Raw genomic sequence first — 21,803 nt, 5'->3', positions numbered from 1 at the left:
CCAGGAAAAACATCATGAGCGATATCGTTTCTTTCGTCGTGCGCCTGCCGGGCAAGCCCGAACACCGGGAACAACTGCTGACCCAACTGCAGCACGTTCTGGAGACCATGTCCGGCGAGCCGGACTTCATCAACACCACGCTGCACCGCGCATCCGATGACCCGGACACGCTGGTGGTCTACGAGACGTGGGCCTGCTCCGCGGACTATTTCAAGGCGCATCATCTGGCCAAGCCATACCGCAAGGACTATGAGGCTGCCCTGCCATCGCTGCTCAAGGCGCCCCGCACCATCGAATGGCTGGACCCGCTGAAGGAATACCTGAAGCGTTGACCGTCAGGGTGTAATCTTCAGCCTGCATTGCGCGCCCGCTTTCGCCAATCCCTCGCGCAACGGAATGCCCGACGGCATTCCGCCCCTGACTGGAGCACACCCCATGACCTCCAAAGCATCATCCCGCAGACAGGCCTTTCGGCAACAGGTGGCGGCACGCAAGGCGTTGCTGATGCCCGGCGCGTTCAACGCCATGAGCGCCCGCGTGATTGAAGACCTTGGTTTCCAGGCCGTGTACCTGACCGGAGCCGGCGTCACGAACATGTCGTTCGGCCTGCCCGACCTTGGCTTCATCGGCCTGAGCGACATGGCCGAGCACACGGCGCGCGTGCGCGATGCCGTGGACCTGCCGCTGCTGGTGGACTCCGACACCGGCTTTGGCAATGCGCTGAACGTGCACCACGCGGTGCGCACGCTGGAGCGGGCCGGTGCCGATGCGATTCAACTCGAAGATCAGGTCATGCCAAAGAAGTGCGGCCATTTTGCCGGCAAGCACGTGGTCAGCACTGGCGAGATGGTAGGCAAGATCCGCGCGGCCACCGATGCGCGCGACGATCCCAACTTCCTGATCGTGGCCCGCACCGATGCGGCGGCCGTGCACGGCATCGACGATGCCATCGATCGCGGACATCGGTTTGCCGAGGCTGGCGCCGACATCCTGTTTCTTGAAGCGATCGAAGACCTGAAAGACATCGAGCGTCTGCCCGGACTGTTCACGACGCCGCTGCTGATCAACATCGTGATTGGCGGCAAGACGCCCGTGCAGGGCCGCGACGCGCTGGAGCGTCTGGGCTACGGCCTGGTGCTGTACGCCAACGCCGCGCTGCAAGGCGCGGTGCGCGGCATGCAGCAGGCGCTCGATCTGCTGCAGACCAACGGCCAGATGAACGAGGACCCCGCCATCGTCGCGCCGTTCGGCGAGCGCCAGCGGCTGGTCCGCAAGCCGCTGTACGACGAACTGGACGGGCGCTACAAGAGCGACGACTGAACTCGGGAGGGTGGCCATGAACACCGCGCTCATCGTGCTGGACCTGATCAACGATATCGTCCACGCCGAAGGCAAGCTGGCCGGCGGCGGCACGGCGGCACAGGCGGCGGCACGCAATCTGGTAGCCGCCAACAATGCCGTCATCGCGCACGCGCGTGCGCGGCAGTGGCCGGTCATCTTCGTTAAGGTGGGTTTTTCCGCGAGCTATGCGGAACATCCGAAGGACTCGCCCTTCTTCGGCAAGGCCCATGCGGCCGGTGCGCTGACGCTGGGTGCATGGGGCACGGCGCTGGTGGACGGCCTCGACGTGCAGCCGGCCGACAGCGTGGTTGCCAAGCATCGGATCAGCGCGTTCTATGGCACGGCGCTGGAAGCAATCCTGCGCGCGCACCGCGTGAATCGCATGGTGCTGACCGGTGTCAGCACCACCTGGGCCGTGGAGTCGACCGCACGCGATGCACACGACCGGGACTATCAGGTCATTGTGGTGGAAGACGCTTGCGCAGCGCGCAGCGACGACGATCATCGTCATGCGCTGAAGAACCTGAGCGCCATCGCCACGGTGACGACTGTCGATGCACTACCTACATTGCGCGAAGGCTAGCCGCCACCGCCATCGGCCCTTGTCCGGCGGTGTCACCGCATCGCCGGACCGTTGACATCGCACGGCCTTTTTTCTTGACGGCCATTCAGCCCGCAACAAGCAGCACCAGCGACGCACCACCCACCAGCACCAGACTGACGGCCCACACCAGATCGAGGTTGAACCAGCTACGCGCGACAAACTGCGCGCCCAGGTAGCGCCATGTCAGCCAGGCCAGCGCCCCGCCCGCCAACAGCATCGCCAGCGTGTGCGCGACAGCCACCAGCAGCGCGGTGCCGGCATTGCCGAGCGCCAGCGCATTGACGGCCTGGTGTCCGCTATCGGCCTGCACGGAACACAGCCCCAGGTAGATCGGCACCAGCATCAGCCCGGCACCGTGCGCGATGGCTACCGCAAACGACCACAGGACCAGCCGCGATGGACGGATGCGCGCCAGCATGCGTGGATGACGGCGCCACACCAGCAAGCCCACGCCATAGATCGTGACCAGCAACGCGGCCGCAAGCCGGATCTGCGTCTGCCATGCCGCCAGCGACACCAGCAGGCCGAATGGCAACGTCAAGGCCAGCACGGCGAGCGCATGTCCCGCGCCGAGGGCACCGAGCGCGAGCGGCAACCCGCGCGCGCTACGCGCCAGCATCGCCCCGGAAACGGCCAGCGGCCAGCCCATCGCGGGATTGATGCCGTGGTACAGGCCGCTCGCCACAACGGCGGCCCACAGGCCGGCCTGCTCCCATGCCGTGGTCAAGCGTTTGCCGCTGGCTTGACCGACGTGTAGCAGAACGAATCCGTCGAACAGTCGCCCCCTTCGAGCCGGATCTGGTGCGCGCGATAACCGTCGGGGAATGTCACGCGGAAGCGGTCGTCAAGGGTCAGGCCACCTTCGGGCGCCGCATGGGCCATGACCTGCGTGCCCGGTACGCCGTCCGGATAGAACTGGTTGTCCCAGGTGGAGTACAGCGAATTGGTCCAGTAGACACGCTTGCCGTCGCGGCTGATCTCCACCATTTGCGGGCCGCCCGCAAACGGCTTGCCATCGGGATGCGGCGTGCGGCGTACGATGCCGCCGACATGCACCGATCCGGAAAGCCTGGGCTTGCGCGGATCGCTGACATCGTACTGGCGCATCTCGCCGGTGCCCCAGCACGACACGTAGAGAAAGCGATCGTCGAGCGAAAGATCAATATCGGTCACCAGCGGCGGCACGGCACCAAAGCCCTTGAGCAACGGAGGAAGATCGTCCGCGGCGGCCGGCTCGGGTGCAATCGTCGCTGTCTTCTCGATATGGAACTGGCCGTTTTCGCGCCACCACGTCCAGATCGATCCTTCGAGGTTCGTCGTGTCGACCACCACGCCGACAAAGCCGTACTCGCGCACCGGATCGTGCGCGGGCCGGACTTCCAGAGCCATCTGATGCTGCGCGCCGAGATCGATCGTCTGCACATTGCGCCGCGCGCGCAAGTCCCAGAAATGGAGCCGGTGGCCATAGCGGTTGCCCAGCAGGTCTTCGGGCACCAGCCCGTTTTCGAACTGCGGCGGCAACGCCCATTCGCTCGACACCATGTAGTCGCGCGGCAGGTTCCACCAGAAGTCGTAGTGCTTGTCCTGCGTGCCGCGATCGATCTCCCAGCGGCCCAGTACCTCGAACGTCTCGCAGTCCATGATGAAGATGCCTGGCGTGCCCTCGGTACCGTCGGGACCCGCGCCACCGAGTGTGCTGACGTAGATACCCTCCGGCCCGCAATGCACGGTGTGCGGGCGCGAGTAGCCCGTTTTGCGGAACACTTCTTCGGGCTCGATGATTTTATGGATCCTTGCCTGCGTGGGATCGGGCTTGGTATCGACGACGTAAATGCGCGAGCTGCGCATGCCGGGAATGATCAGGTAGCGCCGCTCCAGGAAGGCATGGCCGGTCAGCGGCGAGAGCGCGGACGAACACGCGTTCCAGCCGAAGTGGTGAAGCTCGTCGCCCTTCTCCGTCATCGGCACCGTGTGAACCATCTGCCCGTAGCGCGGCGATGCGGGGTTGACGTCGATTACCGCGAGCGCGTCCGGTTGCGATGCATCCGGGCTCAGCAGCAAGGTGTATGCATGGGTTTCCACCGGCGCCTGCATCGCGAGCCGTGGCGAGGCATGGAACGTCGGATCAGGCCGCAGGTTCATGTCGATGTCTCCTTGGGCAGCCGAAGTGGCGCACGCGCCTGACTAGCCTAGGTCGGCATCAACGGCCCGTCAAACGCCGCGCTTTTTTGCCCTATGCCGGCTCATGCCCACGTTCATCGGCCATCCATGCATTCGGCGCGCCATGCCGGATTTTTTATCCGGCTTCGGTACCGTTCCCTGCTCATCCATGCCGTGCAAAAAATACCGGCGAGGCGTTCGCTAGTTGACCTTGCAGAGAAAGTACTGCAAAACGATCGCGCGCGTTGTGGGGCTGGTTGCCAGGCCATCGAGCAGATCCTGCGACGTCCACTGCAGATACTTGATCTCGTTGCGAGGCTTGGGCGTGGACGACTTGCCAACGGTGGCCGCAAAAACATGATGCACCGTGGTGGCGCCGATGAACTGGAAGGCGTTGATCATCGATTTGGCGTCCAGCGCGGTTTCCTCACGCAATTCACGACGCGCCGTGTCGGCCAGCGATTCCTGGCTGTCAGGCCGCCCGCCCGGCAGGGACCAGCGCACGCCATCCTTCGACACGAGCAGTACCTGTCCCTCGCGTACGCATATGACCGTGGCTCTGACTTTGGGCTTGATGAATGGCATGTCGGTCGTTTCAAGCGTTGGATGGCATGTCCCAAAGCATGCGCCGTGCCTTCACGAGCGCGCCTCACAGATTCGCGGACCGGTGGCGATGGCAGCTCAGCTCATTCGGTCCGCGGCTTGCGGAAGTGTTCTTCCACCAGCGCGGCGGCAGCTTCCCAGAGCGCGGGGGCGCCCCGCTCGATAGGGGGTCTGTAACGCGCAACGGCCTGCGCTTCGGTAACCTGGAATTCGACCCAGCTGCCACCGCCCGTGGCCGCATTGTGCAGCAGCGGCTGAAACCGGTCCAACGCTTTAGCGAACCTTGCGTCGTCGCTCTCGCCGGCCTCGAACTCAAGCCACAGGCTGCGGAATTCCTCAGCCTGCGCATCGGGCAACAGCCCGAAGATGCGTTCCGCCGCGAGCTGCTCCTTTTCCGCCTGGGCGGCATGGGCCGCCGGGTTGTGAAACGGCACATCACCAGCATCGATTTCCACGATGTCGTGAAGCAGCAACATCTTCACCACGCGCACCACGTCGACAGGTGCCGCTGCATGCTCCGACAGCACCAGTGCGTACATGGCCAGGTGCCACGAGTGCTCGGCGCTGTTTTCGCGTCGTGACTGGTTGATGAGCGGCGACATCCGCACGACGCTCTTGAGGCGATCGATCTCGCGGAGAAAGTCGAGTTGGCGCTGGAGATTTGACAGATTCACGGTGAATACGGGGTAGCCAGATTGCCCCGGAAGTTTAGCAGCCGCATGTCATCGGCAAGGCCCCCTACGCCACGCGCGGCGCCAGCGACCCGCTGAAACAATAGCCGTTCTTCCCGGACCGCTTGGCCACATACATGCTTTCGTCGGCCAGACTCAGCAGCAGGTCCGGCTCGACGGCGTCGTCCGGATACAGGGCGATGCCGATACTCGGCGTGATATGGATCCGGCATCCGTTGATCGTGTCGATACCGCCCACGGCACTTACCAGTTTCTCGGCCAGCGGTGCCACGTATTCGATATTTGCGACGTCCTCCAGCACGATGGCGAATTCGTCGCCGCCCAGGCGCGCCACGGTATCGGCCTCGCGCAATTCGGCCCTCAACCGCCGGGCGACGGTAATCAGCGTTTCATCGCCGATGCCGTGGCCCAACGTATCGTTGACGGCCTTGAAACCGTCGAGATCGACAAACATGACCGCGACGTGCGTGGTGCCTCGACGCGCGCGCGCGATGGCCTGCGTAAGCCGCTCGCCCAGCAGCGTGCGATTGGGCAGGCCGGTCAGCTGATCGTGCGTGGCCAGGTAGCCCAGGCGCTCCTGCGCAAGCTGGCGCTGCGTGATGTCCGCACACACGGCGACATAGTTCGAGATATCGCCGTTGGGGCCGCGAATGCCGTTGATCGACAGCGATTCCCGATAGATGGCCCCGTCCTTGCGGCGATTCCACAGCTCGCCGCGCCAGTGCCCGGATTCCCGCAGCGTCTGCCACATGTCGCGATAGAACTCCGGCGGTTGCCGGCCCGAGCCGAGCAGGCGCGGCGTATTGCCGACCAGTTCCGCCTCGCTGTATCCGGTCAGCCGCACGAATGCCGGGTTCACTTTCTCGATGACGCCGTTGGCGTCGGTGATCATCATGCCGTCCTGCGTCAGCTCGAATGCCTGGTCGACCAGCCAGAGGCTGTAGCGCGATTTGCGCCGGGCATCCTCGCGTTCACGCAGCAGCCGCAGCGCGAAGTGCAGGAAGACGCCAAACCCGATGGCCAGCAGCAACGCCGCCGCCCGGCCGCTCCGTTCCAACATCTTCCGGCTGTCTGCCGCCATACCCGCGGCCTGCCCGACGTTGGCGTCGATGGCCTCCAGCATCAGGTTGTCGATGTGCTGCATCAGCCCCGCTTGCGCGCCAAAGTATTCACGCGCGTCGTCATGGCGGCCGGCCCCGATCATGCTGGCCGTGGCCTGGGCCGCGTAACGGAAGGCGGGCAGTTCCGCACGCAGCGCGCTGGCGGCATTCCGTTCGCGGTCGCTGCTGATGTTCTCGGGAGAATACGCATCCCACGCGCGGTCCATCCGGGCCAGATCCTCGTCGACACTTGCCGCGATGCCATGATCATCGGCATGCCTGCGCAGCGCCAGCGCACGCCAGAGCCGGCGCCTGGCTTCCAGGCAACTCGCGCGCAATTCGCCAAGCTGGCCCACCGGCAGCGTGTTGCGCAGGTAGATGGCGTTGACATAGGTGTCGAACCGCTTCATGACGAAAAGGCCGCCAGCCACCAACACTGCGGTGATCAGCGCACCAATCGCCATCGTGCGAATCAGGCCGAACCTGATCGAGTGGAGGTATGCCTTCATGAAATGTCTGTGCCGTCTATGCCAGCGGATGCGGGGGGTACATGACTTAACGGCAATTCATCGCGGCTCTATACGCTTGATGACGCTAATTTCGGTGCGGTTTGATCCAGCGCCGGTGTTTGGCATCCCCCGGCACCGGCAGGGCCGGCCTGTTGGCCGTTGCCCACCATTTCACGCGATGCAAGGCGCCTTGCGCGCCGGCTGCACCACATCTGGCGGTCTGCATCCATTGGTACGACTCCTGCGTAAAAGCAAAGGAACGCTTCATCGCGTTCCCCCTGCTTTTCACCTGCTTCTGGAGTGTTGCCATGTCTCGCAGATTTGCCGTTTCCCTCCTCTCCACCGCTGCCCTTGCCCTCGGCCTGGCTGCCGGCGCCGCCCACGCCTCGGGTCCGCGCGACAGCACGCACGCCGGCGACAAGTACGGCTACAGCTTCCGCATGGATATGCGCGATGTCTTTACGGATGGCGCACGCGCCGGCCGCTTCGACACGTACAGCGAAGGCGCACGCGATGTTGCGCCGGCCACCCGTGAGCTCAATAACGACCGCTCGCTCTCCGGCATGGACCTCCGTGGTGTATCGGCCGAGCCGTCGCGCATGATCGATGTCTATACCGACGGCGCACTCGCTGGCATGGACCTCCGTGGCGTTTCGGCCGAGCCATCGCGCATGATCGACGTCTACACCGACGGCGCGCTCGCTGGCATGGACCTCCGTGGAGTTTCAGCCGAGCCATCGCGCAAGTTCGACGTCTACACCGACGGCGCGCTGGCCTGAACCGCGCGTGACGTGGCCACGCTCGCCGCGGCGTGGCCCGTGACACCGCTGACCGACATACGCTGCCTTTGCCACACTCGTGTTGTGCCGTGGGAGCGATTTGGCAATAGACTGAAAGCTACCGTGCGCAGTAAGGCGCGGCTGTACAACCAGCCAATCCCCATTCAGCGAGCGAGAGCCATGTCGATTCCCCACCTGACCTCCGGCCAGACCGCCAGCGTGCTTCCGCTGGGCGTCAATCTCAAGAACACCCCCACCACCGCATTGTTCAAGGCACCGCACATGGAAGTGGCGCGCCTGGTGATGCTGGCCGGCAAACAGTTGCCGCCGCACGCCGTGGCCGGCCCGCTGACGATCCAGTGCATCGAGGGCGAGATCGAAGTGACGCTCGATCACGGATCGCAACGCCTGCACCAGGGCGACCTGATCTATCTGGCTGGCAACGTCAGGCACGACGTGAAGGCGCTCAGCGATGCCTCGGTACTGCTGACGATCGTGCTGCTGGACGGCGGGAGCTAAACCGGCGACGCCATAGAAAAAGGGGGCTTTGCGCGCAAAGCCCCCTTTTTTCCGTGCAACTGTGCAACCGTGGCTGCCGTTACTGCGCCGGCTTGCGCTCGGCCAACAGCTTCTGGATCACCGCCTCGGTTTCCTTGTAGCGGCCTTCGCCATAGTGCTGATAGACGATGCGCCCGTTGGCATCCACCAGGTAGAGCGCGGGCCAATACTGGTTGCGATACGCGGACCACGTGCCATACATGTTGTCCTGCGCCACCGGGTAGCGGATGTCATACCGCTTGAGCGCGGCCTGCACGTTTTCGGTCGATTTCTCGAACGGAAACTCGGGCGTGTGCACGCCCACCACCACCAGGCCCTGGTCCTTGTACTTGTCGTACCACTGCTTCACATACGGCAGCGTATTCACGCAGTTGCCGCACGCGTACGTCCAGAAGTCCACCAGTACCACCTTGCCGCGCAGGTCCTGCATCGACAGCGGCTTGGAGTTCAGCCAGTTGTTGATCCCCACGAATTCGGGCGCGACACCCTGGTCACCCACCTTGGGGCTTTCGGCGATGGCGCCGGTACCGAACGTGTAGATCGCGGCGATGGCGGCCGCGGCCACGATGGCGCGAAGAAGGTTACGCATGATGCTGGGCTCGTGAAGAAGAGGAACGCCCCGTCGTCCGCATCACGGACGACGGGGCGGGACACTGGTCAGACCAGTTCGGTTTCGATATGGATGTTGCCGTGCAGCGCCTTGGAGTACGGGCAGGTGCGGTGCGCCACTTCCACCAGCTGCTGGGCAACCTCGCGCGCCACGCCGGGGATATTCACGCGCAGGCGCGCCTGCAGGAAGAACTCGGTGCCTGCCGTGCCCAGATCCACTTCGGTGTCCACCGACAGGTCTTCCGGCAGCTGCACTTTTGCCTTGGAAGCGGCAATCCCGATGGCGCCGATGAAGCATGCGGACCAGCCAGCGGCCAGCAGTTGTTCGGGGTTGGTGCCCGGGCCCTTTCCGGCAAAGTGGGACAGCTTGATGTCGAGCTTGCCGTCGTCGCTGCGGGCAGAGCCATCGCGGCCGCCAGACGTGGTGTGGACCTTGCCGGTGTACAGGACTTTTTCAATGCGGGTCATGATGCGTTCCTTGTGTAAAAGCGGTTGATGCGTAATTGGTTCGGAATTCCGGTGGCGGGGCTTCAGGCGTAGGCGCCGTCGAGGTACGGGTCGGCGCTACGTGCCGGGGGCGCCGATACGCCGGTGCGGTCCATGCCTGCAACAAAGCGCGCACCTTCGTAGTACGGGTCAAGCGTGCGGGCGCCGTCCAGGTACTGATCGACCGAGCGGGCCGGCGGGGCCGACACGCCTACCCGGTCCAGACCGGCCACCGTGTGGGCGCCGTCGTAGTACGGGCTACGCGGTTCCTGCACCGAGCGCGCGCCGTCGAGGAACGGGTCGGCCGAGCGGAGGCTGGCCACCGTGTGCGCGCCGTCGTAGTACGGGCTGCGCGGTTCCTGTACCGAGCGGGCGCCATCCGAGTACGGGCTGCGCGGTTCCTGCACCGAGCGGGCGCCGTCGAGGAACGGGTCGGCCGAGCGGAGGCTGGCCACCGTGTGGGCGCCGTCGTAGAACGGGCTGCGCTGGTCCTGTACCGAGCGGGCGCCTTCGGTGTACGGGTCACGGGCTTCCGTGGCCGAGCGGGCACCGTCGCTGAATACATCGCGTGCACCTTGCACGGCACGGGCGCCATCGGAGTACGGGTCGCGGGCGCCGAGGACGGAAGCCTGTGCGCCGGCAGCGGCGGCAACCAGGGCAACGGCGAGAACGAGGCGCTTGGTGAGGGTCTTGGACATGATCGGTTTCCTTTTGGATAGTGAGTAAGTGAGCGGTTTCGGTTTCAATCGGTGGTATGCCGAAGCAGCGTCTTCACTTAGTCGTTGATGCGTTGCGCTGCCACGGAACGTATTTAAGGCGGCCCACGTATCGCGCCCGTAGCGACTTCGCGGCCTTTGTGTCAGGGCACGTATCGTCGCGGCGGCTTGATACAGTCGCGTACAAAAAGGGGAAGCGGCGCAAGCGAATCACGCCCGGCGGACCGCGAAAGTGACGCCCGGACGGCGCCATGCAAGGCGCATGACGCACAGGCGGGCACACGCGGGGGGGATCGCGCGGGATACGGAATGTGGGAAGCGGGACGCGGAAAATGACGTGGCCGCACCGTTACCGGTGCGGCCAGGAAGAAAAGACTGTGTGGCGGGTCAGGGAAGGGCCGGATCAGCCCAGGCGGATCTCGGCGGCCAGGCCGCCGCCTTCGCGGTTACGCAGCGTCAGCGTGCCGCCAATCGCCGCGATGAGCTGATGGGCGATGGCAAGACCCAGGCCCGTGCCACCGGTTTCACGATTGCGCGACCCCTCCAGCCGGACAAAGGGCTGCAATACGGCTTCGAGCTTGTCCTCCGGGATACCCGGCCCGCGGTCCATGATCGCAATCACAACGGCCTCCTGCTCCCGGTGCACCCCAACCTCGGCGGCGCCGCCGCCATATTTGATGGCGTTGTCGATCAGGTTGGTCAATACGCGCCGCAGCGCGTTCGGGCGCGTCATGATGGCGCCGCCGGCATTCTGGCCGAACGTCACGTCCTTGCCGGTGTCCTGGTAGTCGTAGACCAGGCTTTCCACGAACGACCCGAGATCGATCCGCGACGCCTGTTCGGCATCGCCGCTCGCACTCCTGGCGTAAGCCAGCCCCTCGCGCACCAGGGTCTGGATCTCGGTCAGATCACTCACCATCTTGCGCTTTTCCTCCGAATCCTCGGCCATCTCGGCACGCAGCTTCATGCGTGTGATGGGCGTCTGCAGGTCATGCGAGATAGCGGCCAGGATCTGGACGCGCTCCTCCACGAACTGCGCAATCCGGTCGCGCATCGCATTGAACGCCCGCGCGGCCCGCGCCAGTTCCGTCGGGCCGGTTTCATCGAGCGGCGCCGACTTGATATTGGGATTGAGCGCATCGGCGGCCTCGGCCAGCGCCACCAACGGCCGGATCGACAGCCGGACGGCAAACCAGCAGCACAGGATCAGCAGGGCCAGTTGCAGCACCAGTACATAGGGCAGCCATTCGGCAATGGGCGTCATGCGTGGATGCACGTCGATGGTCAGCGGGTTGCCATCGCTCAGCGTCAGATGCGCCTGAAGCTGCTTGCCGTCGCCGGGAATCGACTGCACCGTCACGGGATAGTGCGTGCCGGTGGCTTCCATGATCCGCTCGGCAATGTCCCTGCCCCGCTCTGACATTTCAGGCACCCCCGGCAAACCCGGGCCAAGGATGTACTGATAGTTGCCGCGATTCACGCGCGGCAACCACTGCGGACGCTCGGCGGCCGGAATCCGGTCCAGGATCGCCACCGACGTGGCCACGTCCGTTTCCAGCGTGCCGAGCATCACCTGCCGCGCCGACATGTAGCGTTCCGAAAACAGCACGGCAATCGACATCAGGTGCGCGACGATCAGGCCCGTCAACAGGATAAGAAACAGGCGCGACCCCAGCGTATGCGGCCAGTGCCAGCGGCGAGTACTCACTGACGTACCTCCTTGATCTCGACTGGCATCGAGAACACATAGCCTTCGCTGCGCACCGTCTTGATATAGGCCGGCTCGCGTGCATCGTCGTTCAGGCGCTGGCGCAGCCGGCTCACCAGCAGGTCCACCGAGCGCTCGAACATGTCGGCTTCGCGGCCCTGGGTCAGGTTCAGCAGCTGGTCGCGGTTCAGCACGCGCTGCGGATGGTCGACGAACACCCGCAGCAGCCGGTATTCGGCGCCGCTCAGCGCGACGATCGTGCCTTCGCTGTCGATCAGGTGACGCGCCGTGGTATCGAGCTGCCAGTCGCCGAAGGCCAGCATCTGGCCGGCCTCGGTGATCTGGAGGTTGGGCGGCAGCATGCGCGTGCGGCGCAGCACGGCCTTGATGCGGGCCAGCAACTCACGCGCCGCGAACGGCTTGGTCAGGTAATCGTCGGCACCCATTTCCAGGCCGATGATGCGGTCGGTCTCGTCGTCCCGCGCGGTCAGCATCAGGATCGGCGTGGCCTTGTGCTTGCCCGCGCGCAGCTCGCGGCACAGGACCAGGCCGTCGTCGCCGGGCATCATCACGTCCAGCACGATCAGGTCGACGGTATTGGCTTCCAGGAACTGGCGCATGTGCCGGCCATCCGGCGCCATCGTCACGCGCAGGCCGTTCTTGGTCAGGTAAGTGGATACCAACTCACGGATTTCCCGGTCGTCATCAACGATCAGGACGTGGTCAACATGCGATTCCATCAGCGTCACCCTGGTAATTTTGTTCTTGGAGAAATGTGAACGATCAGTCTGTTGGCGTGATTGTATGGGCGGCCGCTGCTTTGCGTGTATCGCAATGTATCTGGCCGCTCCGGCCGCACAAAGTCATACAACTTTGCCGTTCGGCGACACATTTACGGTAGATCACGGGCGTCTCATTGGGGCATGCCAAATCCTTCCTGAAGGTGCCCGATCATGACCCTGCTAATCCTTGCCTACCTTGGCGGTGCCCTGACCATCCTGAGTCCGTGCATCCTGCCCGTGCTGCCATTCGTGCTGAGCAGCAGCGGACAGCCGTTCCTGCGTGGCCGCCTGCCGATGCTGGCGGGCATGGCGCTGACCTTCGCCGCCGTGGCCACGCTGGCGTCCGTGGGTGGCGCGTGGGCGGTGCGCGCCAACGAGTATGGCCGCTATGCCGCGCTGGCGCTGCTGGCCGTGTTCGGCGTGTCGCTGCTGGTGCCGAAGCTGGCCGATACGCTGACGCGCCCCGTGGTGGCACTGGGCAACCGGCTGGCCGGCAATGGCCCGGCCGCATCGCCGTGGGCGTCGCTGTTGCTGGGCGTGGCGACCGGCATGCTCTGGGCGCCGTGCGCCGGCCCCATCCTCGGCATCGTGCTGACCACGGCGGCGTTGCAAGGCGCGAGCGTGCAAAGCTCGCTGCTGCTGGTGGCCTACGCGGCTGGCGCGGCCACTTCGCTGGCGGCGGCGCTGGGTGTGGGCGGCCGGCTCTTCGCGGCCATGAAGCGGTCGATGGGTGCTGGCGAATGGCTGCGCCGCGGCCTCGGTGTCGGCGTGCTGGGTGGCGTGGCGGCGATTGCGATCGGCGCGGATACCGGTTTGCTGGCACGGCTGTCCGTGGCCGGCCCGGCCCGGCTGGAGCAGGCGCTGATCAACCGGCTGCACAACGATGCAGCGCCCGCGCCGCAGGCCCGTCAGGAAGTTGCCGTTGCCAACGACGCACCGGCCGCCAGCACCGGCATGCTGCTGGCCGCCAACGACACCAGCGTCGGATTCGGCAACCGCCTGCCGGTGGAAGGCCAGCTGCCCGCGTTCGACGGCGCGGCGAAGTGGTTCAACACGCCCAACGGCGCACCCGTCACGCGCCAGCAGGTGGAAGGCAAGGTCACGCTGGTCTACTTCTGGACGTACTCGTGCATCAACTGCATCCGCACGCTGCCCTATCTGCGCGCCTGGGCCGACAAGTACAAGGACCAGGGCTTCACGGTCATCGGCGTGCACACGCCCGAGTTTGCATTCGAGAAGAACCCCGACAACGTGCGCCGCGCGATCGGCGAGTTCAAGATCGGATTCCCGGTGGCGCTGGACAGCGACTTCAACATCTGGCGCGCTTTCAACAATAACTACTGGCCCGCTGCCTACTTCGTCGACGCACGCGGCAATATCCGTCACCACCAGTTTGGCGAGGGCGACTACGCCAACTCCGAGCGCGTGATCCAGTCCCTGCTGGCCGAAGCCGGCCGGCCCGCCACGTCGCGCGATGTCGTGATCCCGGACGCCCAGGGCGCACAGGCGGCTCCCGATCTGCGCAACGTCCGTTCGGGCGAGACCTATGTGGGCTACAGCCAGGCGTCGAACTTCGCATCGCCGGGCGGCATCCGCCCGGACGCATCGCGCGCCTACAGCGTGGGCGGCACCCTGCCCCTGAACCAGTGGGGCCTCAACGGCCAATGGACCGTCGGCGCCGAGCAGGCCATGCTCGACCGCGCGGACGGCAGCATCCGCTACCGCTTCCGTGCACGCGACCTGCATCTGGTGCTCGGGCCGGCAGCCGACGGCCGCGCGGTGCGCTTTGTCGTGACGATCGATGGCAAGGCACCGGGCGCGAGCCACGGCGCCGACACCGACGCCAACGGCAATGGCGCGATCACCGCCACGCGGCTCTATCAGCTGGTGCGCCAGGCTGGCGACGTGGGCGAGCACACGTTCGAGATTCGCTTCCTCGACCCAGGCGCGCAGGCTTATGCGTTCACGTTCGGCTGATCGCCCGCGAATGCCTGGGCGGCCAGCTGGCGCGCGTGGTCGCGCAAGTCGGCGGGCCAGGCCTCGGACAGCGCGAGGAAGCGTTCCTGATCGCCGCCATAGAGCGCGCGCGACGCTTCCTCGTAGCCCGGCTGGTTGCCGAGCATGGTCGACATGAAGCGGTCGGCCGCCGCCTTGGCGCGGCCAGCGGCCAGGTCCACGCCGGCTCCCTTGCGCGCGGCGTCCACCAGTTTGCGCAACGTCACCGACGCGCCGCCCGGTTGATCGCCCAGCCACTCCCAATGGCGCGGCAGCAGCGTGACTTCGCGCGCAACCACGCCGAGTTTCGGCCGGCCGGCCTTCCTGGCCTGCCCGTCATCGGCAACGGCCGGGGCTAGCCGCGCGGCGATGTCCGCGTCGCTGCCTCGCAGATCGAAATCCACCTGCCGGCCGCTCAGGTCTTCGAATACAAGAATCGATTGACCGGCGTCCTCACGCAGCGCCGCCGCCACCGCCAATGCAACCTGGACCGGCGTGCCCGCCACCAGACGGCGCTCACCGGCAAACGCGGTGCAGGTTTCGTTGTGTTCCATGAATGATCTCCATCCCCGGTTGTGAGTTGTGATGGGATCGAATATTACCCGGATGATATTTAGCGAGTCAATTACATCCGGGTAATATTTTTTGGAAGGGTTACAGCGTCAGCGCATCCAGATCCTTGCGCAGCGCATCGGTCAGCGCCAGATCGCTCGCGCGAAGGTTCTCGTGCAGATGGGCCACCGACGACGTGCCCGGAATGAGCAGGATGTTCGGCGAGCGGTCCAGCAGCCATGCGAGCGCGAGTTGCATCGGCGTGGCGTTCACCGATGCCGCGAGGCTCGACAGCCTGCTCGACGCAATCGGCGTGAAGCCGCCCAGCGGGAAGAACGGCACATAGGCAATGCCCTGGCCGGCGAGCGTGTCGATCAGCGCATCGTCCTCGCGGTGTACGAGGTTGTAGTGGTTCTGCACGCAGACGATTGGCACGATCTTCAGCGCCTCTTCAACCTGGGCGGGCGTGACATTGCTCAGGCCGATGTGCTTCACCAGGCCCCGCGCCTGAAGATCGGCCAAGGCTTCCACCTCGCGCGCGATCGAGCCTTCCGCCGGGCCGTGCACATTGCCGACGATGCGCAGGTTGACCACTTCCATCCGCGCCAGGCCCAGGTTGCGCAGGTTGTCCTGCACGCCGCGCGTCAGGTCCGCCGGTTCCATCGCTGGCAGCCAGGCGCCTTTTTCGTCGCGCACGGCGCCGACCTTGGTGACGATGAGCAGGTCGTCGGCATAGGGATGCAGCGCCTGCCGGATGATCTGGTTCGTCACGTGCGGGCCATAGAAATCGCTCGTGTCGATGTGATTCACGCCAGCCGCGATGGCCGCCTGCAACACGGCGATGGCGGCGTCGCGGTCCTTCGGCGGACCGAATACGCCGGGGCCGGCCAATTGCATGGCGCCGTAGCCCATGCGGTTCACGCGACGATCGCCGAGCAGCCAGGTATCGGCGCCGCGAGTAGAGGTGGTGGTCATGGCTAAGTCCTTGGTAACGGATTGACGGAGCCAGTATGGGCAGCGTTGCATTGTTTGATAACCGGGGCTAGATTGAATGCCCTGTTGAAGATTTTGAACAATGCGATGGAATTCAACGACCTGGCTGCCTTTGTCTCGGTCGCGCGCGCGGGCGGATTCCGTGACGCCGCGCGCATCAGCGGCGTTTCGGCGTCGAGTCTCAGCATCGCGGTGCGGCGCCTGGAAGCCAGGCTGGGCCTGCGGCTGCTGAACCGCACCACGCGCAGCGTGGCGCCCACTGAAGCCGGCCAGCGTCTGATGGAACGGCTCACGCCGTTGTTTGGCGAAATGGAATCGGCGCTCGACGTGTTGAACGCATTCCGCGACAAGCCGGCCGGAACGCTCAAGCTCAATGTGCCGTCGAGTGTGGCGCGCATCGTACTGCCGGCGGTGCTGGCACCGTTCCTGGCTTCGTATCCCGATATCCGCGTGGAAGTGATGGTCGAAGACGGCTTTGTCGACGTGCTGTCGATTGGCTGCGACGCCGGTATCCGCTACGGCGAACGGCTCGAACAGGACATGGTGGCCATCCCGATCGGCCCGCGCGTCCAGCGCTTTGCCACCGCCGCCACGCCTGGCTACCTCGACCGGCATGGCCGCCCCATGCATCCGCGCGAACTGCTGGAACATGCCTGCCTGCGCGGCCAGTTCGCGGGCGGGGCCATGCCCACCTGGGATTTCGAGCGCGATGGTGAAGTGCTGCGGCTCGATCCACCGCACCGGCTGCTGACGCGCCCCGGCGCGGCCATCGATCTATGTATCCGGATGGCACTGGCCGGCACCGGCGTCATCCATCTGTTCGAAGGCATGCTGCGCGAGCATCTGGACAGCGGCGCGCTCGAACCGGTCCTTGAGCCGTGGTGGCAGGAATTTCAGGGGCCGTTCCTGTACTACCCAGGGCGCCGCCATCTGCCGGCGCCTTTGCGGGCGTTTGTCGATTTCCTCAAGGAAAGCGGGCTTTGACCCGCCGCGCCGCGCATGGCAGCATCGCGGGGCAACTATTTCGGACGACTTCCAACAGGACTTATGAGAGCCTCAACGCGCGGATTCCGGCCACTTCTTATCGCGGCCATCATCACTCCGCTACTGGCCGCATGTGCCAGCGGCACCAGCATGGAATACCTGGAATCCCAGGATGGCAGCGAGCTTCACTCCGACGCCAGCGTGGGCGACCTGGTCCTGTGCCTCAAGCAGAAGCTCGGCGACGACGCCAACGTGATGGCCTATCCCGAGCCGGGCAAGGTCGATGTGCGCGTGGGTTACGGCCATCGTACCGATGCGGGCTATTCGTATCTGATCAACCTGCGCGCGGCCCGGCAGGGCACGGACGTGCAGATCCGCAGCGCCGGAGACTGGCGGCCGATGCTCAGCAAGGGACGCGTCACCGGCTACGTCAAGGATTGCAAGCCCGGCACGGCGGCGCGCTGATATCGGCTCAGCCCGTCCAGCCCATCGCGCGCGCCTGCGCCAGCACGGCACGGGCGCGCTCGACGAATGGGCGGTCCACCATCTTGCCGTCGACCAGATAGGCACCCACGCCCTTGCCGTCGGCGTCCGCCGCCGCCGCGACAATGCGCTGCGCGGCGGCGATCTCCGCCTCCGTCGGGCGGAAGACATCGTTGGCCAGCGCGATCTGGCTCGGGTGGATGCAGCTCTTGCCAAGGTAGCCAAGCCGTCGTGCCAGTTCGGCTTCGGCACGATAACCGTCGGCGTCCTTGACGTCGGCAAATGCCCCGTCATAGGCGAAAACGCCGGCTTCGGCCGTGGCCATCCGCATCTGGTACATCGTCTGCGCAACCGCCAGCATTTCGCGGCGATGAATGCCGGCCGGCTCGAACAGATCGGCATAGCCGAGTTGCAGCCCCGCTACGCGCTTGTCCGCGGCGGCCAGTTCATAGGCCTTGCGCAGTCCGCGCGGCGATTCGATATTGAGCAGCAGCGTGACCGGCGCGGTCACGCCGTTGGCGGCCTCCGCCTCGGCCACGGCACGGGCGGCGATGTGAACCTGCTCAACGTCCTCGACCTTGGGCACATTGATCATGTGCAGCCCGTTCTGGACCACAGCGGCGATATCGGGCGCAAAGTGCACGGTGTCCGGCGCATTCACCCGCACGATCATGGTCTTGCCCGCTCCGCCTGCTACCGCAGTACGGCCCGATACCAGCAGGTCACGCAGCGCGGCGCGGGCTTCCGCCTTGCGCGGCTCGGCCACGGCATCCTCCAGGTCGAAGGACAGTGAATCGGCGGCGCTCGCCAGCGCCTTGTCGAACAGTTCCGGGCGCGATCCCGGCACAAACAGTTTGCTGCGCATGGTGTGCTCCACCCTCACTCGGCGCGAATGTTGCGCGCCTTGACCAGCGCACCCCAGCGCGACGCTTCGCCCTTGACGAACTTGTCGAACTGCTGCGGCGAATTTCCAACCGGCTCCAGCCCCATTTGACGAAGTTTGTCCTGCACCTGCGGATCGGCCACGGCGCCCTGCACTTCCTTCGCCAGCCGCGCCACCACCTCGGGCGGCGTGCCCTTCGGCACCCACACGCCGTTCCATTCCAGCACTTCGAAATCGGGCAGGCCGCTTTCAGCCAGCGTCGGCGTATCGGGCAGGCCCGGGTTGCGCTTGAGCGAGGTCACCGCCAGCGCCTTGAGCTTGCCGCTCTTCGCATAGTTGAGCGTGGAGGCGACGTTGCCAAAGTAGGCCGATACCTGGCTGCCCATGACATCGGTCAGCGCCGGCGCGCCGCCCTTGTACGGCACGTGCATCATGTCGATGCCAGCCTTGGCATTGAGCAATTCGCCCGCCAGATGCGACCCGCTGCCCGCGCCGGCCGACGCGAACGTCAGCTTGCCCGGATTCGCCTTCGCATAGGCGATGAAATCCTTGATGCTTTTGTACGGAGCGTTCGGCGGTACCACGAGGATATTGGCCGCGGTGGCCACCAGCGAAATCGGCACCAGTTCCTTGAGCGGGTCGAACGACATCTTGCGCAGGCTCGGATTCACCGCGAACGCCGATGCGTCGTACAGCACCGTATAGCCGTCGGGCGTGGCCTTGGCGACGGCTTCCTCGCCAATCACGCCAGCCGCGCCGGGGCGATTGTCGATCACCACCTGCTGGCCCATCGACGCGCTCATGCGTTGCGCGATCACACGCGCCGTGTTGTCGGCCCCACCGCCGGCGGAATACGGCACGATCATGCGGATCGGGCGGTCGGGATAGCCGGCGGCGGCCAGCAGCGGCACGCAGGTGGCCACGGCGACCAGCAGTTTGCGCAAGGTCGGATGCATGAGGGAGTCTCCAGGTCTTCTACGTTGATCTACGTTGATCGGGAATGTCAGACAGTGGCAATCGGATTGGTTGGCGATCCCACGGCGCGCGGCAGGTGCATCGGCGGCGCGGTCAGCAGGAACGATGCCCGCCCCGCCTGGCGCAGCCACGCGGCCAGCGGCGTCAGATGCCACATCTCGCCCAGCGGAATGCCGAGCTTGACCAGGCAGAGTTCATGCAGCGGCAGCAGCGGTCCGGCCGTGCCCGGCGGCAAGGCATGCCGGCGCTCCTCCACGGCGTGGTTGTCCGCGGCAATGGCGGCGATGCCGGCATCGTCGATCCAGCGCAGCAGCCGCGTATCGGTGCCATCGAGTACGGCGCACGCGTTGCGCAGCACGGTGTGGTCATCGGTCGCGGACAGCGCCAGCGCCATGTCCGCAAGCCCGGTGTGCATGCAGAGGATGTCGCCACGCCGCACGTCTATGCCATCCGTTTCGATGACCCGCATCAGGTCGTCGTAGCCAACCGCTCGCCGGCCCGTGCCGAAATGCTGGCGCAGGTCCACCAGCGTGCCGCGCCCCTGGATGCCGCGTGCGGCCATCGGCGCGATCGACAGCGCGTCGGCGCCGATGAACGTGCCATCGGCCGCAATGCCGCTACCCACCGAGAAGCCGTTGTAGCCCACCGTTTCGGCGTGGCCATCGCAGTCGGCATCGAACAGGCAGTTCACGTGCCCGAGTGCATCCCACTGCGTCGAGTATTGCGGCGACAGCGTGACATGGTCGTCGCTGATCACGTCGGTCGCGCCCGGTACATCGCCCGCCATCGGGCGGTTGAACACGCGCTGGCCGTCCTTTTCCGAAGCATGCAGCACGGGCGGACGCCGGCGCGGGTTCAGCACCCCGGCGCGTGGCACATCGAGCGGCAGGCTCAGCGAGAACGTCAGCCCTTCGCGCACTTCACGCACGGCGGCCAACACCTGTTCCGGCCCGATCAGATTGAGCCGGCCCAGCTGGTCATCGGGACCGAAATCGCCCCAGTTGGCGCCCTCCGGGCGCTGTTTCCAACGCGGGTTCGCGGCCATCATGCACGCTCGCCGGTATCGACGACCACGCCGGCGGCCGTCAGCGCGGCAATCCGCTCGTCGCTGTACCCGGCCGCGCGCAATGCTTCGGCCGAATGCTCGCCGAGCGCCGGTGCCGCGCGCCGGAATGCGCCCGGCGTGCCACCCAGTCTTGGCGAGATGTTGTGCACGGGAATCTGGCCCATCTCCGCGTCGGGAATCTCCACGACGATGTCGCGCGCATGGAAATGCGGATCGTGCTCGATATCGGAAATATCGTAGATCGGCCCGATCGTCACGCCCGCCTTGTCGAAGAACGCCACGCAGTCGGGCTGGGTCATCGTGCCGAGGAATTCGCCGATGATGCCGTCCAGCAGCGCGGCATGTTTCACGCGCTCCGCATTGGTGGCGAAGCGCGGATCGGTGATCAGCTCCGTCCGGCCGATGGCCCGGAACAGCCGCTCCGTCATGGCCTGGGTGGACGCGGACAAGCAAACCCATTTGCCATCCGACGTCTGATACGCGTTACGCGGCGCGCTGTTGGTGGAGCGGCTGCCCGTGCGCGGCTTGACCGAGCCCGTCAGCCGATAGTTGGCGGCCTGCGCGCCCAGGATCGCAAAAATCGGATCGAGCAGCGGCAGGTCGATCACCTGCCCCACCCCGCCGCGCACCTCCACGTTGCGCACGGCGCTGAGCACGCCGATGGCGCCGTAGAGACCGGCGGTCATGTCCCCGAGGTAGATCGGCGGCAATACCGGCTCGCGGTCGGCAAAGCCATTCATCGATGCGAACCCCGACATGCCTTCCACCAACGTGCCGAAGCCGGGCCGGTGCGAATACGGGCCGTCCTGGCCCCAGCCGGACACCCGCACCACCACGAGCCGGGGATTGCGTGCCATCAGCACGTCGGGGCCGAGTCCCATCGATTCGAGTGTGCCGGGCTTGAAGCTTTCGATAAAGACGTCGGCATGCGACACGAGATCGAGAATCACGTCGATCGCACCTTCGGCACGGAAGTTCAGGCACAGGCTGCGCTTGTTGCGGCAGTACGCCTTCCATGCGGTGGGCACGTCCCTGACCTTCCAGTCGCGCAGCGTGTCACCGGTGGCCGGCTCCACCTTGAGCACATCGGCGCCCAGGTCGGCCAGCGCCATCGTCAGCGTATTGCCCGCCACCAGGCGGGAGAGATCGAGAATGCGGATGCCGTCGAGCGGTCCGGTGGCGTCGGGCGCCAGGGCTTGCTGCCTGAACATGGGAAGACTCTGTT

The 21,803-nt window shown here is 65.6% G+C and carries 24 protein-coding genes; 8 read left to right on the top strand and 16 right to left on the bottom strand.

Going from position 1 to position 21,803, the window contains the following annotated elements; all coding sequences use genetic code 11:
• Positions 1 to 14: 14 nt before the first annotated feature.
• The 3 genes from AC3FLX_RS01260 to AC3FLX_RS01250 all read left to right on the top strand — a co-directional run bounded on the left by AC3FLX_RS01260 (position 15) and on the right by AC3FLX_RS01250 (position 1,924).
• Positions 15 to 332: a putative quinol monooxygenase gene (locus tag AC3FLX_RS01260; RefSeq protein ID WP_488693182.1), complete on the top strand. Its 318-nt coding sequence runs from the start codon at positions 15 to 17 to the stop codon at positions 330 to 332.
• A 103-nt stretch (positions 333 to 435) separates the two neighbouring features.
• Entirely contained in the window at positions 436 to 1,320 is an 885-nt protein-coding gene (locus AC3FLX_RS01255; RefSeq protein WP_488693181.1) for an isocitrate lyase/PEP mutase family protein, read from the top strand.
• 16 nt (positions 1,321 to 1,336) lie between these two features.
• Positions 1,337 to 1,924, top strand: coding sequence for a cysteine hydrolase family protein (locus tag AC3FLX_RS01250; RefSeq protein WP_488693180.1), 588 nt, complete (start codon positions 1,337 to 1,339; stop codon positions 1,922 to 1,924).
• 85 nt (positions 1,925 to 2,009) lie between these two features.
• Here the strand turns inward: AC3FLX_RS01250 and AC3FLX_RS01245 are convergent, their stop codons facing one another.
• The 5 genes from AC3FLX_RS01245 to AC3FLX_RS01225 all read right to left on the bottom strand — a co-directional run bounded on the left by AC3FLX_RS01245 (position 2,010) and on the right by AC3FLX_RS01225 (position 7,009).
• On the bottom strand, positions 2,010 to 2,672 hold the full coding sequence (locus tag AC3FLX_RS01245) for a hypothetical protein (RefSeq protein ID WP_488693179.1): 663 nt from the start codon (positions 2,670 to 2,672) through the stop codon (positions 2,010 to 2,012).
• Complete coding sequence (locus AC3FLX_RS01240) at positions 2,669 to 4,087, bottom strand: selenium-binding protein SBP56-related protein (protein WP_488693178.1); 1,419 nt, start codon at positions 4,085 to 4,087, stop codon at positions 2,669 to 2,671. Before AC3FLX_RS01240 ends, AC3FLX_RS01245 begins: the two co-directional genes overlap by 4 nt.
• Positions 4,088 to 4,306: 219 nt before the next feature.
• The gene (locus AC3FLX_RS01235; RefSeq protein WP_488693177.1) at positions 4,307 to 4,690 is read right to left on the bottom strand and encodes an NUDIX hydrolase; all 384 of its coding nucleotides are present in this window, start codon (positions 4,688 to 4,690) and stop codon (positions 4,307 to 4,309) included.
• A 101-nt stretch (positions 4,691 to 4,791) separates the two neighbouring features.
• Positions 4,792 to 5,382: an HD domain-containing protein gene (locus AC3FLX_RS01230; RefSeq protein ID WP_488693176.1), complete on the bottom strand. Its 591-nt coding sequence runs from the start codon at positions 5,380 to 5,382 to the stop codon at positions 4,792 to 4,794.
• A 64-nt stretch (positions 5,383 to 5,446) separates the two neighbouring features.
• Complete coding sequence (locus AC3FLX_RS01225; protein WP_488693175.1) at positions 5,447 to 7,009, bottom strand: diguanylate cyclase domain-containing protein; 1,563 nt, start codon at positions 7,007 to 7,009, stop codon at positions 5,447 to 5,449.
• A gap of 308 nt (positions 7,010 to 7,317) precedes the next feature.
• Between AC3FLX_RS01225 and AC3FLX_RS01220 the strand changes: the two genes are divergently transcribed.
• The gene (locus tag AC3FLX_RS01220; protein WP_488693174.1) at positions 7,318 to 7,788 is read left to right on the top strand and encodes a hypothetical protein; all 471 of its coding nucleotides are present in this window, start codon (positions 7,318 to 7,320) and stop codon (positions 7,786 to 7,788) included.
• Positions 7,789 to 7,968: 180 nt separating this feature from the next.
• Positions 7,969 to 8,307 (top strand): cupin domain-containing protein, encoded by a 339-nt coding sequence (locus AC3FLX_RS01215; protein ID WP_488693173.1) that lies wholly within the window; start codon positions 7,969 to 7,971, stop codon positions 8,305 to 8,307.
• A 79-nt stretch (positions 8,308 to 8,386) separates the two neighbouring features.
• Here AC3FLX_RS01215 and AC3FLX_RS01210 read toward each other — a convergent pair whose 3' ends face one another.
• The 5 genes from AC3FLX_RS01210 to AC3FLX_RS01190 all read right to left on the bottom strand — a co-directional run bounded on the left by AC3FLX_RS01210 (position 8,387) and on the right by AC3FLX_RS01190 (position 12,605).
• Positions 8,387 to 8,935 carry a thioredoxin family protein gene (locus AC3FLX_RS01210; protein ID WP_488693172.1) on the bottom strand — a complete coding sequence of 183 codons (549 nt, stop codon included), beginning with the start codon at positions 8,933 to 8,935 and terminating at the stop codon, positions 8,387 to 8,389.
• 68 nt (positions 8,936 to 9,003) lie between these two features.
• Entirely contained in the window at positions 9,004 to 9,423 is a 420-nt protein-coding gene (locus AC3FLX_RS01205) for an organic hydroperoxide resistance protein (RefSeq protein ID WP_488693171.1), read from the bottom strand.
• A 62-nt stretch (positions 9,424 to 9,485) separates the two neighbouring features.
• Positions 9,486 to 10,139 (bottom strand): copper resistance protein CopQ, encoded by a 654-nt coding sequence (locus AC3FLX_RS01200; RefSeq protein WP_488693170.1) that lies wholly within the window; start codon positions 10,137 to 10,139, stop codon positions 9,486 to 9,488.
• A 421-nt stretch (positions 10,140 to 10,560) separates the two neighbouring features.
• Positions 10,561 to 11,865, bottom strand: a complete 1,305-nt coding sequence (locus AC3FLX_RS01195) for an ATP-binding protein (RefSeq protein WP_488693169.1) — start codon at positions 11,863 to 11,865, stop codon at positions 10,561 to 10,563.
• On the bottom strand, positions 11,862 to 12,605 hold the full coding sequence (locus tag AC3FLX_RS01190) for a response regulator (protein WP_488693168.1): 744 nt from the start codon (positions 12,603 to 12,605) through the stop codon (positions 11,862 to 11,864). The genes AC3FLX_RS01195 and AC3FLX_RS01190 overlap by 4 nt, the downstream gene beginning before the upstream one ends.
• Before the next feature lie 213 nt (positions 12,606 to 12,818).
• Between AC3FLX_RS01190 and AC3FLX_RS01185 the strand changes: the two genes are divergently transcribed.
• On the top strand, positions 12,819 to 14,624 hold the full coding sequence (locus AC3FLX_RS01185; protein ID WP_488693167.1) for a cytochrome c biogenesis protein DipZ: 1,806 nt from the start codon (positions 12,819 to 12,821) through the stop codon (positions 14,622 to 14,624).
• Here AC3FLX_RS01185 and AC3FLX_RS01180 read toward each other — a convergent pair.
• Both AC3FLX_RS01180 and AC3FLX_RS01175 read right to left on the bottom strand, forming a co-directional pair.
• Positions 14,603 to 15,196: a DUF2239 family protein gene (locus AC3FLX_RS01180; RefSeq protein ID WP_488693166.1), complete on the bottom strand. Its 594-nt coding sequence runs from the start codon at positions 15,194 to 15,196 to the stop codon at positions 14,603 to 14,605. The two genes, AC3FLX_RS01185 and AC3FLX_RS01180, sit on opposite strands and share 22 nt — an antisense overlap.
• Before the next feature lie 100 nt (positions 15,197 to 15,296).
• On the bottom strand, positions 15,297 to 16,169 hold the full coding sequence (locus AC3FLX_RS01175) for an aldo/keto reductase family oxidoreductase (RefSeq protein WP_488693165.1): 873 nt from the start codon (positions 16,167 to 16,169) through the stop codon (positions 15,297 to 15,299).
• 105 nt (positions 16,170 to 16,274) lie between these two features.
• Here AC3FLX_RS01175 and AC3FLX_RS01170 point away from each other — a divergent pair, with 105 nt between their 5' ends.
• Positions 16,275 to 17,171 (top strand): LysR family transcriptional regulator, encoded by an 897-nt coding sequence (locus AC3FLX_RS01170; RefSeq protein WP_488693679.1) that lies wholly within the window; start codon positions 16,275 to 16,277, stop codon positions 17,169 to 17,171.
• Between the two features lie 63 nt (positions 17,172 to 17,234).
• Complete coding sequence (locus AC3FLX_RS01165; RefSeq protein WP_488693164.1) at positions 17,235 to 17,636, top strand: hypothetical protein; 402 nt, start codon at positions 17,235 to 17,237, stop codon at positions 17,634 to 17,636.
• A gap of 7 nt (positions 17,637 to 17,643) precedes the next feature.
• Here the strand turns inward: AC3FLX_RS01165 and AC3FLX_RS01160 are convergent, their stop codons facing one another.
• Genes AC3FLX_RS01160 through AC3FLX_RS01145 form a run of 4 tightly spaced genes read right to left on the bottom strand, consistent with a single transcriptional unit; the run spans position 17,644 to position 21,789 of the window.
• The gene (locus tag AC3FLX_RS01160; RefSeq protein WP_488693163.1) at positions 17,644 to 18,519 is read right to left on the bottom strand and encodes an HpcH/HpaI aldolase/citrate lyase family protein; all 876 of its coding nucleotides are present in this window, start codon (positions 18,517 to 18,519) and stop codon (positions 17,644 to 17,646) included.
• A gap of 14 nt (positions 18,520 to 18,533) precedes the next feature.
• Positions 18,534 to 19,493 (bottom strand): Bug family tripartite tricarboxylate transporter substrate binding protein, encoded by a 960-nt coding sequence (locus tag AC3FLX_RS01155; RefSeq protein WP_488693162.1) that lies wholly within the window; start codon positions 19,491 to 19,493, stop codon positions 18,534 to 18,536.
• Between the two features lie 47 nt (positions 19,494 to 19,540).
• Positions 19,541 to 20,557, bottom strand: a complete 1,017-nt coding sequence (locus tag AC3FLX_RS01150) for a cyclase family protein (protein ID WP_488693678.1) — start codon at positions 20,555 to 20,557, stop codon at positions 19,541 to 19,543.
• A complete protein-coding gene (locus AC3FLX_RS01145) occupies positions 20,557 to 21,789 on the bottom strand; it encodes a CaiB/BaiF CoA transferase family protein (RefSeq protein ID WP_488693161.1) in 1,233 nt (410 codons plus the stop codon). Before AC3FLX_RS01145 ends, AC3FLX_RS01150 begins: the two co-directional genes overlap by 1 nt.
• Positions 21,790 to 21,803 lie beyond the last annotated feature (14 nt).

The sequence above is a fragment of the Cupriavidus sp. 291-E7 genome (assembly GCF_057798835.1).
This window is presented reverse-complemented; position numbering and strand designations above follow the sequence as displayed.

What these genes read in the sequence shown, in the direction of transcription:
- AC3FLX_RS01255 (WP_488693181.1), top strand. Translation starts at nt 436, where the DNA reads ATGACCTCCAAAGCATCATCCCGCAGACAGGCCTTTCGGCAACAGGTG.
- AC3FLX_RS01165 (WP_488693164.1), top strand. Translation starts at nt 17,235, where the DNA reads ATGAGAGCCTCAACGCGCGGATTCCGGCCACTTCTTATCGCGGCCATC.
- AC3FLX_RS01175 (WP_488693165.1), bottom strand. Translation starts at nt 16,169, where the DNA reads ATGACCACCACCTCTACTCGCGGCGCCGATACCTGGCTGCTCGGCGAT.
- AC3FLX_RS01215 (WP_488693173.1), top strand. Translation starts at nt 7,969, where the DNA reads ATGTCGATTCCCCACCTGACCTCCGGCCAGACCGCCAGCGTGCTTCCG.
- AC3FLX_RS01225 (WP_488693175.1), bottom strand. Translation starts at nt 7,009, where the DNA reads ATGAAGGCATACCTCCACTCGATCAGGTTCGGCCTGATTCGCACGATG.
- AC3FLX_RS01155 (WP_488693162.1), bottom strand. Translation starts at nt 19,493, where the DNA reads ATGCATCCGACCTTGCGCAAACTGCTGGTCGCCGTGGCCACCTGCGTG.
- AC3FLX_RS01210 (WP_488693172.1), bottom strand. Translation starts at nt 8,935, where the DNA reads ATGCGTAACCTTCTTCGCGCCATCGTGGCCGCGGCCGCCATCGCCGCG.
- AC3FLX_RS01190 (WP_488693168.1), bottom strand. Translation starts at nt 12,605, where the DNA reads ATGGAATCGCATGTTGACCACGTCCTGATCGTTGATGACGACCGGGAA.
- AC3FLX_RS01185 (WP_488693167.1), top strand. Translation starts at nt 12,819, where the DNA reads ATGACCCTGCTAATCCTTGCCTACCTTGGCGGTGCCCTGACCATCCTG.
- AC3FLX_RS01235 (WP_488693177.1), bottom strand. Translation starts at nt 4,690, where the DNA reads ATGCCATTCATCAAGCCCAAAGTCAGAGCCACGGTCATATGCGTACGC.
- AC3FLX_RS01180 (WP_488693166.1), bottom strand. Translation starts at nt 15,196, where the DNA reads ATGGAACACAACGAAACCTGCACCGCGTTTGCCGGTGAGCGCCGTCTG.
- AC3FLX_RS01160 (WP_488693163.1), bottom strand. Translation starts at nt 18,519, where the DNA reads ATGCGCAGCAAACTGTTTGTGCCGGGATCGCGCCCGGAACTGTTCGAC.
- AC3FLX_RS01240 (WP_488693178.1), bottom strand. Translation starts at nt 4,087, where the DNA reads ATGAACCTGCGGCCTGATCCGACGTTCCATGCCTCGCCACGGCTCGCG.
- AC3FLX_RS01250 (WP_488693180.1), top strand. Translation starts at nt 1,337, where the DNA reads ATGAACACCGCGCTCATCGTGCTGGACCTGATCAACGATATCGTCCAC.
- AC3FLX_RS01200 (WP_488693170.1), bottom strand. Translation starts at nt 10,139, where the DNA reads ATGTCCAAGACCCTCACCAAGCGCCTCGTTCTCGCCGTTGCCCTGGTT.
- AC3FLX_RS01260 (WP_488693182.1), top strand. Translation starts at nt 15, where the DNA reads ATGAGCGATATCGTTTCTTTCGTCGTGCGCCTGCCGGGCAAGCCCGAA.
- AC3FLX_RS01205 (WP_488693171.1), bottom strand. Translation starts at nt 9,423, where the DNA reads ATGACCCGCATTGAAAAAGTCCTGTACACCGGCAAGGTCCACACCACG.
- AC3FLX_RS01145 (WP_488693161.1), bottom strand. Translation starts at nt 21,789, where the DNA reads ATGTTCAGGCAGCAAGCCCTGGCGCCCGACGCCACCGGACCGCTCGAC.
- AC3FLX_RS01150 (WP_488693678.1), bottom strand. Translation starts at nt 20,557, where the DNA reads ATGGCCGCGAACCCGCGTTGGAAACAGCGCCCGGAGGGCGCCAACTGG.
- AC3FLX_RS01170 (WP_488693679.1), top strand. Translation starts at nt 16,275, where the DNA reads ATGGAATTCAACGACCTGGCTGCCTTTGTCTCGGTCGCGCGCGCGGGC.
- AC3FLX_RS01220 (WP_488693174.1), top strand. Translation starts at nt 7,318, where the DNA reads ATGTCTCGCAGATTTGCCGTTTCCCTCCTCTCCACCGCTGCCCTTGCC.